At 50.7% G+C, this 13,205-nt stretch carries 7 protein-coding genes; 4 read left to right on the top strand and 3 right to left on the bottom strand.

From position 1 onward, the window contains the following. Window positions 1-607: 607 nt before the first annotated feature. From B5F71_RS16485 to B5F71_RS16475, 3 genes are read left to right on the top strand one after another with little or no spacing between them, the layout of a single operon-like run. A complete protein-coding gene (locus B5F71_RS16485; protein ID WP_087212452.1) occupies window positions 608-3,862 on the top strand; it encodes a TonB-dependent receptor in 3,255 nt (1,084 codons plus the stop codon). Window positions 3,863-3,885: 23 nt separating this feature from the next. Then, window positions 3,886-5,844 (top strand): RagB/SusD family nutrient uptake outer membrane protein, encoded by a 1,959-nt coding sequence (locus tag B5F71_RS16480; protein ID WP_087212449.1) that lies wholly within the window; start codon window positions 3,886-3,888, stop codon window positions 5,842-5,844. Window positions 5,845-5,869: 25 nt separating this feature from the next. After that, complete coding sequence (locus B5F71_RS16475) at window positions 5,870-7,513, top strand: DUF5123 domain-containing protein (protein WP_158098126.1); 1,644 nt, start codon at window positions 5,870-5,872, stop codon at window positions 7,511-7,513. 202 nt (window positions 7,514-7,715) lie between these two features. On the opposite strand, the gene B5F71_RS16470 is transcribed toward B5F71_RS16475, so the two are convergent. Then, entirely contained in the window at window positions 7,716-9,131 is a 1,416-nt protein-coding gene (locus tag B5F71_RS16470; RefSeq protein WP_087212445.1) for a glycoside hydrolase family 28 protein, read from the bottom strand. A 350-nt stretch (window positions 9,132-9,481) separates the two neighbouring features. Beyond that, window positions 9,482-11,644, bottom strand: a complete 2,163-nt coding sequence (locus tag B5F71_RS16465) for a GH92 family glycosyl hydrolase (protein ID WP_241148632.1) — start codon at window positions 11,642-11,644, stop codon at window positions 9,482-9,484. Between B5F71_RS16465 and B5F71_RS21075 the strand changes: the two genes are divergently transcribed. Continuing rightward, window positions 11,535-11,861: a hypothetical protein gene (locus tag B5F71_RS21075; protein ID WP_241148633.1), complete on the top strand. Its 327-nt coding sequence runs from the start codon at window positions 11,535-11,537 to the stop codon at window positions 11,859-11,861. The genes B5F71_RS16465 and B5F71_RS21075 overlap by 110 nt on opposite strands. 91 nt (window positions 11,862-11,952) lie before the next feature. Here the strand turns inward: B5F71_RS21075 and B5F71_RS16460 are convergent, their stop codons facing one another. Next, window positions 11,953-13,023 carry a heparan-alpha-glucosaminide N-acetyltransferase domain-containing protein gene (locus B5F71_RS16460; RefSeq protein ID WP_087212442.1) on the bottom strand — a complete coding sequence of 357 codons (1,071 nt, stop codon included), beginning with the start codon at window positions 13,021-13,023 and terminating at the stop codon, window positions 11,953-11,955. Between the last annotated feature and the right edge of the window lie 182 nt (window positions 13,024-13,205).

Genomic DNA, 13,205 nt, shown 5'->3' with positions numbered 1-13,205 from the left:
TCGCTCCTGTTCTTCGTCAGATAGCCCGCTATCTTCCTCATCACAGAAGCGAAAATGCCTCAAAAACTCATCCCAAATCATCGCACGATAAATTCAAAACAGCTTCTCATTTTCGTGTGTGCTTTGGGCGATAAATTCAAAACAGTTTCTGAATGAATGTCCTCAAAATGCCAGTCGAAATGAAGCTTATCCGGTGGCTGATGGATATGGCTGCATTGGGCATTGCGACTAGCTTCATAGGCTTATGAAACTAGTTGCGTTTCGGACGGCCTCTCGTGCGGAGGGAACCGTGCGGTAATAAAAATGTATTCTTGGCAGGGCACAATCGTATCTAGGAGTACAAGTGTGTGGAATATCTATCTGATTCTGCTCTTTTTAAATTAATTTTTCCACACAAATAACCAACTATTTCACCTTCTTTCATAATATTTGCTATAATTTTGTTACCCAAATGTGAAACGAAGTTAAGCCTACTATTATGAAAGGCACATGCGGACAGATAAAAGGGGGAGAATGCACTTTCTTCCAAGAAATTTTCTCTTCGTGTCCTTTCAGAGTAGACGCAAGGACTGGATTTATTTTTAATACTCAACTTAATATTTAGTTTATGGATTTAGCAAATTTAGTTCGTAGGGCAGGAGCTACGCTATTGCTGGCTATGCTGTGTCTCGTTACGTTTGCTCAGGGAAAGACGGTGACCGGTACGGTTGTAGACGGCACGGGTGAGCCGCTGATTGGAGTAAGCGTATTAGTGAAAGGTACTACTGCGGGAGCGATTACCGATTTCGACGGTAAGTTTTCTATTCCGAACGTGAAAGCAGGAAGTACGCTGGTGGTGTCGTATATCGGGTATGCTACTCAGGAAATCAAGGTGGATGACCAAACTACATTTAACATTACATTGGCAGACGATGCCCAGCTGCTGGACGAAGTGGTGGTAATCGGATACGGAACAATGTCAAAGAGGGACTTGACCGGTTCAATCGCTTCGGTTGACGCGGAACAATTGGCAGCCGTACCTGTAAACAATGTGTCGGAAGCATTGACTGGTAAGATGCCGGGTGTATCTATCACAACCACGGAAGGATCTCCCGATGCTGAAGTGAAAATCCGTGTGCGTGGAGGTGGTTCTTTGTCGCAGGATAACTCTCCTTTATATATTGTGGACGGATTTCCGGTAAGCAGTATCAGTGATATCGCTTCGGCAGATATCGAAAGCATCGATGTGTTAAAGGACGCTTCTTCTACCGCTATTTACGGTGCTAAAGGAGCCAATGGTGTTATTATCATTACTACGAAGTCCGGACACGAAGGGAAGCCGCAAGTCAATTTCGGTGCATCTTTCGGTATACGCAAGCGGGTAGGCGAAGTAGGTGTGTTAAGCCCGTATGAGTATGTGATGTACCAGCAGGAACTGAACCAGGACGGAACGAATTACGGTTTGTATCAGGATTTGGACATCTGGAAATCGGTAGAAGGGACTAACTATCAGGAAGAGCTTTTCGGACGTACGGGTAACCAGCAACAATACAACGTGAGTGTAAACGGTGGTACGAAAGAAACCAAATATGCGGTCAGCTATTCACGCAATGACGAAAAGAGCGTCATGATCGGGTCGGGCTATGCACGTAACAATATTACCGTAAAGTTGCAGACCAAGTTGAACAAGTGGTTGACGCTTGACTTGAACGACCGTTTCTCGTATACGGAAATTGACGGTTTGAGTGGTGGTGCTGATACACAGGAGAGCAGTAAGGCATACTCAATCGTGGCGCGCAGTACCATCTATCGTCCGATAACCCGTCTTTCGGAAGATTTTGTGGACGAGGATACCGGTAATACGGATTTTACTCCGTTGGAACGTATTAACGCGACTTATAAGAAGCAGACCCGTCTGCAGAACAATGCCAATGCCAGCCTGACATGGGAGCCGATAGAAGGCTTGAAATTCCGTTCGGAATACGGATACGGATGGCGTTATAATAACACAGACCAGGTGTGGGAAGCCAAAGCTACCGCCAATTCGAAGTTCGGTTATTCCGGCCAGCCTCAGGCATATCTGACCAAGCGTGTCCAAAAGGAATGGCGTTTGGCGAATACGGTGACATACGACCATAAGAACCTGTTGGCAAAACAAGATAAGTTTAACGTAATGATTGGTCAGGAAATGACCAGTTCATGGTATGATGATACCAATATGACTTCGGTAGGCTTCCCGACCGACAATACGGTAGACCAGGTGCTTGCCTCTATGGGTAACGGAACGGCATTGCCCACTGAAACTTATATTGGTATCAAAGATAATACTTCTTCTTTCTTCGGACGTATCAACTATTCATTGCTTGACCGTTATTTGCTGACCGCTACGGTTCGTGCCGATGGTTCCAGCAAATTCACCGACGGCAACCGTTGGGGCGTATTCCCCTCTGTAGCTTTAGCATGGCGTATCAGCGAAGAATCATTCATGAAAAAAGCGAGCGACTGGCTTTCCAACCTGAAACTCCGTCTTTCGTTCGGTACAGCAGGTAACAACCGCATTGATGCCAAATACATGTATACGACTTATTCGCTGGGTAGCACGAGCGACCGTACCATTTATTTCGGTGAATCGGCAGCTTCGATGTTGCAACGCGGTGACATGCTTTCTAATCCTGACTTGAAATGGGAAACTACCATAACCCGCAACATCGGTATTGACTTTGGTTTCTTCAATAGCCGCATAACCGGTAGCATCGATGCTTATTGGAATACGACAAAAGACTTGCTGATGCGCCAGACGCTTCCGGGTGCTTCCGGATACAGTTATCAGTATCAGAATGTAGGGCAGACTTCTAACAGGGGTATCGAGTTTATGACGGACATTGTGATTGCCGATAAAAACGACTGGGGATTGAACTTCAGCTTCAACATTGCATACAACCGGGGCAAGATTGACAAGTATCCTGGCGGGGCTACTTGGGAAAGCAGCCGTTGGTCTGGTTCGGGTGTTATCAGTCAGGAAGAATTCTATCTGGAAGAAGGCGGACGGCTGGGTGAAGTATACGGCTATATTTACGATGGTGTGTATACAACCGATGATTTGCAATGGAACGGCACGGGATGGGCAATCCGTACAGACGCAGAAGGAAATCCTGTAACTCATGGATTAGGTACTGTAACAGGTTCATTGGAACCGGGTTCGATGAAGCTGAAAGACGTGAATAACGACGGTGTTATCGATGCCAATGATAAAGTCCGTTTGGGCAATACCATTCAGCCAGTGATTGGTGGTTTCGGACTGAACGGCCGTTTCCTGAAGAACTTTGACTTTACGGTATTCTTTAATTATCAATTGGGAGGTCAAATCATCAACGGAACAAAAGCCGCTTCAAGTTATTATGAAGGCTCACGCCAACACTATAATGTGAACAATAACTTTACAATGGCCAACCGTTGGTCGCGCGTAGACCCCGTTACAGGCGAAAATATGATGAACCGTAATTTTGCCAATGACTACATTGCCGCTCATGGCGAACAGGCTTATTATGACTATATCAATGGCGTGAACAGCGGAAAGTCTATTTATAACCCGGCTACCGTAACCGGACGTCCCCTTACCAGCTGGGATGTGGAAGATGCGTCTTTCTTGCGCTTGCAGACCGTTTCTATCGGTTATACCTTGCCGAAAGCATGGAGCCAGAAGATGCTGATGCAAAATGTACGCATCTATGCTACAGGATATAACTTGTTCTGCTTTACAGGCTATTCGGGAGTAGACCCTGAAGTGGATTGCTGTACCAGCACTCCGATGACTCCGGGTGTGGATTATGCGGCTTATCCCAAGAGCTTCTCTATTGTTGGAGGTATCAACGTTACATTCTAAAAACCTGAAAAAAGGATTGAAATATGAAAAATATATATAAGACATGGGCACTGGCAGGCTTGGCCTTTGCCACAACATTGACATCTTGTTCCGACTTCTTGGACCAGACGTCTCCTTCTGAAATGTTTCCCGAAACGGTATACAATACGGAAGGATATACCCAACAAGCTTTGAACAAAGTATATGCCGGACTTGTGTTAGACCACACTTACGGATGCCGTATTCCGTTGAACTTTTCTACCAACAGCGACATTGAACTGGTAGATGCCTTGACGCAAGAAACTACTACGGCAGATTCCGAACGCGGTCTTTGCAGCTACAATGCTCCCAATTGGAACCGTTTGGCAAATAACTGGAGCGAAATGTTCGAGATTATCGAGAATGCCAATTTGGTTATCGAGGGCATACGCGGTTCCGAAATCCGTGAAAATGAAAACATGCGTTACTATTTGGGTGAAGCACTTACCTTGCGTGCCATGGTGTATTTCGACTTAATCAAGCATTACGGTGATGTGCCCATGAAGATGGAATCCACCAAAAGTGACGGTTCCAATCTTTATTTGGAAAAGACAGACCGTGATGTCATCATGGACTCTTTGCTGGTGGATTTGCAGGAAGCTGCCGAATTGTTGCCGTGGGTAGGAGAGGCAGGTTATACTTCTGAGCATTGTACCAAAGGTTTCGCATACGGACTGGCTGCCCGCATTGCATTGGCTGAAGCTGGTTATGCCATCCGTGAGACACCCAAAGAAGGTTATGTAAACCTGAGTGAGAAGCGTGAAGGCCAGTTGGGATACAGTGACCCTACTTATCCGACGATGCGTCCGGGTGATGAGAAACGCCGCGAACTGTATGAACTTGCCTTGAACTGCTTGGATGCCATCATCACCAGTGGCAGACACCAACTGAATCCCAGTTATGAAGATGAATGGTATCGCATCAACCAGTTGACGCTGGACCAGACGTATTACGAAAACATCTTCGAAGTGGCACACGGACTGAATTATTCAGGTGAGATGGGGTATACGGCAGGTGTACGTATCAATACGGCGGGTAGCCCGTTTGGCTTCAGCAATTCATCAGGAAAAGTGAAGCTGACTGCTCCTTTCTTTATGTCGTTCGATCCGGAAGATGTGCGCCGTGACATAACTTGTGCACCGTACGAATTGCGTGATGTGACTGCTACGCAGACCTTTACGAATGCTCCTTTCGGCATTTATGTGGCAAAATGGGATGTACGTAAGATGACGGAAGAGTGGCGTGCCCAAAATGCTGCTGTAAGTACAAAGACCGGTTATGGCATCAACTGGGTAGTGATGCGTTATTCTGACGTATTGCTGATGTATGCCGAAGTGGTAAACGAACTTTACGGGCCTAACGGTAGCGGGACATGTGGTAAGTCGGCTATGGAAGCTCTGGCGGAAGTGCGCAGCCGTGCCTTTAACGGGAATGCCGAAAAGGTTTCACAATACGTAGCCCAGGCAGCCGGAAGTAAGGAGTCGTTCTTCGACGCTATCGTGGATGAACGTGCTTGGGAGTTGGCAGGTGAAGCTGTACGTAAGTACGACCTTATCCGCTGGGGATTGCTGATAGATAAGACCGTGGAAATGCTTGATTCTTACAAACACGCCATTGAAAATGATGAGTATGTGGCAGACCTGTATTATAAGGAAAGTGCAGGTGCCGACCCTTGGTATCTGGTAGACTATTCCAGTGTATGCTGGTATGAAGAACCGGAGAGTACCAACGATTATAAGAGCGTCAGCTTCTGGGGCAATGTGAAGAAAGACGGGGTGATTCCTGATGACAACAGCACGTACGATGCGCTCAACTACATCAGCAGCGGCCTTATCAGCTACGATAAATATGCTGGTTTCCAAGGTGCTGCCGGACCGGTGATTAACCGTCACGTGTGGCCTATTCATACCACGACTATCAATGATTCTAACGGGCACTTGAAGAACTCTTACGGATTTAATTAATCTCCAATTTTAAAATGATATGAATATGAAAATCAACTATAAATATCTATTCATGGCAGGTGTCCTTACTGCAGGGATGACTGCCTGCGTGGATGACAATGACTGGGGAACCGACAGCAGCTATAACCGTCTGTTCGGGGCACAGGACATACAGGTTTCGGCTATGGCAACTACAGCTGAAGTAACTTTCGACCGTCTTTCAAGCGTGGATTATTACATCCTGGAACTGAGTACAGACAGTCTTTATCAAGAAGACTATCATCAAGGTTCCCGGATTGATACGGTACGCGAATCGCCTTACATCCTGGAAGGGCTGACCGGTGAAACTACTTACTTTCTCCGTATGAAAGCTTTCTCGAATAATGGTACGCCTCCTTCATTGTGGAGTTATTTCGAAGATGGAGACCGCCGTTCGTTTGAAACCGATGGTGAACAGATTTTCAATTCTGTGGCATCGGCAGACTTGACTGAAAGCACGGTGCGCCTGACTTGGCTGGCTGATGCCGAGGTTACACATATTGACGTGTACGCTTCTGAGGAGGCTTTCGATGCCGGTGAACCGGCTCTTCAAACCTATCAGATAACAGCAGACGACCGCGCGGCAAGTGCATGCACCATCAGTGGGCTGGAATCGCAGACCGAATACTGGTTTGTTATCTATAATGGAACAACGAAGCGTGGCGAAATCGGTGCTACCACCACACCGCCGATGCCTGACGCTGACTTGAAGATTTCGCTGGAAGAAGGCGTTACGCTGATTGACCAAGTGCTGATTGACGACCTCGCCGCACAGGCGCAAGCCGCTGCCGGAGGCGCATCAAGCTACAGCCTGACACTGGGTATTCCGGGCGGTGCTGCGATGGAGGTACATGGAGTAGATGAGGAGACAGGCGAAGCGACTGGGCTGGCAATACCTGAAGGCATGTCTGTTACGTTCTTTGCATTACCGGGCGAACGTCCTGTGCTGAGTTTCCAGAAGTCGCTTGAAATCGGAGGTACGCACGGATATATCCGTTTCGAAGGAGTGACGATTGTAGACGACGGCTGCCAGTATCTGGTAAACGAAAGCAACGGTGCCGCTATCGGCGACTTTACGCTGACTAACTGTATGATAGATAACATGAACAGAAGCATCGTACGTCTGCAGGCTTCGGATGCTGTGACTTTCAACGCTATCACGATTGACAATTGTGTGGTTACCAACATCGGTTCAGGTGGCTATGCCGTATTCCGTGTGGACAATGCAGCGTATACTATTGGTGCTATCAACGTAACAAATTCTACGTTCAGTAATGTAGGGCATAACTTTATCCAGGCAGGCAAATGTGCCTTGTCAGAAGTGAATTTCAACGGAGTGACCTTCTATAATGCACCGAACAACGCCAGCCGTTACCTGGTAGATGCGAATGGAAACAGCACGAATGTCAACGTAGAAAATACTCTCTTCGGTCTGACTCCGGGACGAGGCATCCGTACCGATGGCACGGTTACGGTTGTCAACTCTTTCAAGACTACTGACGGCGTGTTCAGCAGCAATGACTTCGATGTAGATGTGACTTCGCCTGAAGCGACTTCTGCAGAAGTGTTTACCGATCCGGAAAACGGCGACTTCACGCTCTTGCTGGATGAGTTGAACGGCATCGGCGACCCGCGTTGGTTTACCGAGTAAAAAGGACAAACAGCCGTAGGCTGAATTTTGATATGTTTTTTCAATAAAAAGAGGCGGTACATCATGCACCGCCTCTTTTTGGCTTCTTATACAGATGCCCGTATTGGCCGATACAAGCGTTTACATTTGCTGATGTAAGCGTTTGTGATTGCCAATACGGGCATTCGTGTTTTCGGAAACTTTAGGTATAACTTGACGGTGCTTACGGCATCACCTTCACTCCCGTGGCATTGACCGTTTTCACATTGTCTGCCGCATGGTCAGGGCGGGGAGTGCCCCATGCTACGTTGCACGACTGCAGCCGGATGTCCGAAGCCGTGTCGATGTAGAAGCCGTACGTGTTGCCACGCACGAAGCCCTCGCCGTCGCATGGACGCTTGTCGTAGATACCACCCTCGTAGGCGGTCTTTTTTTGCAGCGAGAGCGACACTTGGTCGAAGTAGATGTGGTTTACCTTTTCGGGTGTGTCGCCGCCTACAAATGCCCCGTTTTCGCTCGTACAGCGGATATTATGGAAGTAGATGTGGCTCACCTCGCCGCATGCGCCTTTTGTCGCTCCTTTCGGGAAACGCCAGCCGGCATCCTTGTGGTTGCCTACGGCGCGTGGGTAGGAGGTGACGTAAATGGCTTCAGCCTTTCCCCACCACACGTCGGAGAAGAAGCGGCAGTCCACTATCATGTTCGAGAACGTCACGTCGGTCACCGTACCCTCGTCGCGGTTCTGGATGCCGATGCCCCGGTTGCTGTCCTTGATGATGCAGTTGGTGAAGAGCACGCGGCGGATGCTGTCCATGTTTTCAGACCCTATCTTGATGGCGCACGAGCGCGAGGTCATTGTGCAGTTGCTCACCACTACATCCTCGCAGGGACCGTATTGCTCGAATTCGCGGCGGTTCTTCAGGCAGATGCAGTCGTCGCCCGACTCGATGAAACAGTTCGCGATGCGCACGTCTTTCGAATGGTCCACGTCGATGCCGTCGCCGTTGCGGATTTTCAGGTTGTTCAGGATGCTGATGCCGTCTATCGAAGCGTCACGGCAGCCGATGAGATGTACGGTCCAGTAGGCGCTGTTGCGGATGGTCACGTCACGGATGACCAGCTTCTCGACATCCGTCAGTGTCAGCACGTGCGGGCGCGGGTCGAAGTCGGTCACGGGCTTCAGTTCGTACGAGTCTTCCAGTTCCTTGCCCATGAATGCCACGCCGTTGCCGTCGATGGTTCCCGTTCCGGTGATGGACACGTTTTTCAGTCCTTTGCCGCTAATCCACATCATCCCTTCGCCCCGGTTTTCGCCGAATGCGCTTTCGGTGTAGGCGCTCTCGTCAGGGTTCGCCAGCAGGCACGAATTGGGTTCAAGATGCAGGTCGACATACGAGGCGAGCCGGAAGGGGCTGCACAAGAAGGTATGTCCGGCAGGGACGAGCACCGTGCCGCCTCCTGCCTTCGAGCAGGCGTCAATGGCGCGTTGCAGGGCTGGGGCATCGTCGGTGGTGCCATCGCCCGTGGCTCCGTAGTCTAGGATGTTGTACACATTGGTTTGCTTCGTCTGGCACGAACCGAGGAGGCAGATGCCCAGCACGAAAAGCAGCAGTCGGTTTGTCTTAAAGATTCCAGTCATATCAAAATTGGTTTTTAGGTGAATAATTCGGTTATAAGTAGATGTTGAGAATGAGTTTATATAATGTGTCAGCTCAGAAACGCAGATTAACGCAGATTAGCGCGGATTCTTTTGATTTACTATTTTTCGATTTATGAAGTACGATTTAATGCTCGAATAGTAAATTGTCAAATCGTAAATTAAAGTAATCTGCGCTAATCTGCGAAAATCTGTGTTTCTGATAATATCATTTTATTTTTTATTTTGCATACTTACTTAAATCACTATAGAAATGCGCGCCGGACCCTCGCCGGAGACCTTCGGGGTGTCGGAAAATGCGCGGCGACCCCTCGCCTCGCATTTTCTACCTCTCAGAAGGCTCTTGACGGACAGTCTTCCGGCTTGTTTCCCCAGCCGGGAACAGGCTCCGGACCCATTTCGAACTCCATGGTGCCGCCCCGAAGGATGTCTTCGTGGGTGATGTAGTTCTTGGTATAAGGCTTGCCGTCGAGGGTGACGCGTTGGATGTAGATGTTCTCAGCAGAGGCTTCGGGTGCCAGGAGGCGGAATGTGTTTCCGTTTTCCAACGTCAGCACGGCTTCCTGGAATGAAGGACTTGCCAGAGCATAGTAGGGCGTACCGGGGCAGACGGGATAGAAGCCGAGGGCGGCGAAGACGTACCATGCCGACATCTGCCCGGCATCGTCGTTGCCCGAAAGGCCGCCGGGCGCGTCGAGGTATTCGGTCTGTAGGATGTGGCGCACGGCGCGTTGCGTCTTCCACGGCTGGCGGGCGTAGTTGAACATGAACGCCACTTGGTGGCAAGGCTCGTTGCCGTGCCAGTAACGCCCTTGGCTGAACATCGAGTCGAGCTTCGCCACGTATGCTTCCTCGCCTCCCATGCATTCCATGAGGCCGTAGGGGTCGTGGGGCACGTACCACGTGTAGTGGCAGGGCGCGCCTTCGGTGATGAACGGGGCGAAACGGAAAGCGTTGTCCTCGGCGAGGAAAGTGCCGTCGGCGTGCCGCCCCTGCGCGTATCCGGTGCGGGGGTCGATGACGTTGCGGTAGTTCTGCGCACGGCGCATCAGGGTCTCATAATCCTTTGTCTTTCCCAGGCGTTCCGCCACTTGCGCCAGCACGAAATCATCGTAGGCGTACTCCAGCGTGCGCGACACCTGTTCGCGTTTGTGGAAAGCATCGGGTACACTGTCTTCCAGCGGGATGTAGCCATACCGGAGGTATGAAGGCAAGGCTCGTCTGCCCATGCCATTGATGTATTCTTCGTGCGTAGAGGGGCTTTCGAAGGCATTGCGGCGCATTCCCTCGTATGCCTTACGGATATCGAATCCGCCGATGCCCTTCACGTAGGCGTCGCCCAGTGCGGCAATGCAGTGGTCGCCTATCATCGCCGCCGTATAGCTGTTCCAGCAGGGGAAGATGGGGAGCCAGCCGCCTTCTTCGTATTTATGCACGAGCGATTGCATCATCTGTCCGGCGCGGGTGGGGTAGAGCAGGTTAAGGAGCGGATGCAGGGCGCGGTAGGTATCCCATAGGCTGTAGTCTTCGTAATAAGTCTCACCTTCAGGCAATTGGCGGATGGGCTTGCCGGTGGCGAACGAAGGGTAGCGTCCGTCTGCATCGCTGAAGGCGCGGGGCAGGAACGAGGCGTGGTAGAGGGCAGTGTAGAACTTCCGCCGGGCGGTCTCGTCACCGGTCTTTACCTGGATGCTTGCCAGGTGCCGCTCCCAGATGTCGGAAAGCTCCTGACGGGTGCGGTCGAAGTCCCAGTGTGGGATTTCGGCGGCGAGGTTGCGCAGGGCGCCTTCGCGGTCGGTGAACGATGAGGCGGCTTTCACCAGCAGCGTTTCGCCCTCCGTCACGGCGAACTGCACGTACACGCCGATGCCTTGTCCAGACTGGATGCAGGTCTGGTTGGCGAAGAGACTGTCGCCACGGAAAGTGCCGAAGGCGGAGGGCTGGTTCTGGTATTCGATGACGAAGTGTCCGCTGTAGCCTGCCGCTTCGCCCCAGCCTTGGTAGATGCGGTGCACGGGGTTGTAGCCGTAGATGCGTCGGTTCAACGTATCGATTTCGATGTAGCCTTTGCCCTCGTCGCTGTTGGGGTTGACCACTAAGTAGGCGTTGCCTTTTTGTTCGTAAGTGAAGCGGAAGATAGCGGCACGCGAGCGTCCGGTCATTTCCGCCTTCAGGTGCTCGTCGGGCAGGGTTATGGCGTAGTAGGAGGGGGTTGCTGTCTCATCGTCGTGCGAGAAGCGTGTGGCGCGTGCTTCGGGTGTGCAGCGCAGCGTGCTGCTTAGTGCCGCGAGGGTCATCGAGCCATAGTCTTGCGTGCATCCGCCCACTATCCAGTGCGAGTTGCGGAAGCCTTGCATCAGCGAGTCGCGGTAGTAATACGGGGCGATGCACTTCAGTTCGGTGTCTTGTGTCTGTGGTGTCCAGAAGTTCATGCCGTTCGGTTCGAGCACGGCTGGCAGAGTCTGTCCGTATTCTTCGGTATGCTTGCCGAACATGCCGGCTGTGCGGGTGGTGCTGGCTGCTGTTCCCACACGGGTGTCGATACAGCTCAATCTGTCCGGAATAGTTGGGGATGTGCATGACGGCAGGAATGCCGTCAGCAGCAAAACCCAAAGGCTGTTGGGGTTGAATCGTTTCATGGCGTTGATGTTTTTTAGGGAGTTAGAAGGAGTTAGAGGAGTTATCGCCCGCTTTAGCGGGCTTAGGAGTTAAAAGCCAATAGTCTTGTTATGGCTCACATTTGCAACGGTATTGTCTTTTAACTCCTAACGGAGCGAAGCGGAGTGATAACTCCTTTAACTCCTTATATTTTAATATATATCTTTTTCTTGTACAACGGATATCCGATGGCTCCCATTACGCTCACGAAGAGCAGGGAGTAGACGGCGGAGGCTACATAAGGATTGCCGATGACACTGTGGATGGCTCCGTAGACGGCGGGCTTGCACTCCGTGACGTTGAGCACCACTGAGGTCAGCTCGCTCAGCACGTAGAGGAAGAGCGGATTGACCCCGAATACTTCGAAGATGCGGCACCAGCGTTTCTTCCCTTGTGCGTCGATGAAGTAAAGCAGCGTAGCCTGGAGCATTGCCGCCATTCCACACGTGGCGAGGGCATAGCTGGGCGACCAGATGCGCTTGTTTAGCGGCAACCATTCCACTAGCAGGAATCCGGCAGCAGCCAGCAGGAATCCGGCAACGAAAAGCTTCACAATTTTCTGTCCTAAGTCTTGCGTCTCCATAATCAGCCGTCCGCAGAGAAAACCGATAATCGTGTGGGCGATGGCAGCGAGGGTGCTGGTCAGCCCTTCGGGGTCGACGGGGCTTTTATGGTACAAGTGCTCGTAACCCAAGGCCTTTGTGTCCCAGATGGCAAGGATGTTAGTAGAATCCATTGCGTAACCGTTTCCCCACTGGAGTAGGAGCGCATAGCCTAACAGCAGGATACCGGCTATCCACGCCAGTCCTTTGGGGCGTACGTAAAGGGCAAGCAGCGAGACAATGCCGTAGCACAAAGCAATGCGCGGCAGCACGCCCAGGATGCGGATATGGGCAAAGGGCAGGAAATCGCCTTCGCACGCAAACTCGAACCAGTAGATACCCCAACCGATGAGGAAGATGAGCAGGGTACGCCGCACAATTTTCTGTAGGACGGCAGGGGAGGGTTGGAACTGGAATTTGCGTAGAGCGATGTAGGTGGATATTCCCATGATGAAGAGGAAAAAGGGGAACACAAGGTCGCACGGCGTCAGTCCGTTCCAAACGGAGTGGCGGAGCGAATCGTACGAATATTCCCCTCCGGCATTGTTGACCACAATCATGCCGAATACGGTGATGCCCCGCAGGACATCGAGAGAGAGAAGGCGTTGTTTCATATAAATGGTTCTATTAAATTGAAACGCAGATTAACGCGGATTTTCGCAGATTGTCATTTTATTTGTCTGTCTATTCTGCGTTAGAAGCTGTTTTGAATTTATCGTGCGATGATTTGGGATGAGTTTTTGAGGCATTTTCGCTTCTGTGATGAGGAAGATAGCGGGCTATCTGACGAAGAACA

Origin of the sequence: Bacteroides sp. An269, from assembly GCF_002159755.1 — a bacterium.
GTDB classification, from domain to species: Bacteria; Bacteroidota; Bacteroidia; order Bacteroidales; family Bacteroidaceae; genus Phocaeicola; species Phocaeicola intestinalis.
Note: the sequence above shows the minus strand (reverse complement) of the source record. Positions and strands in the feature narration are given on the sequence as shown.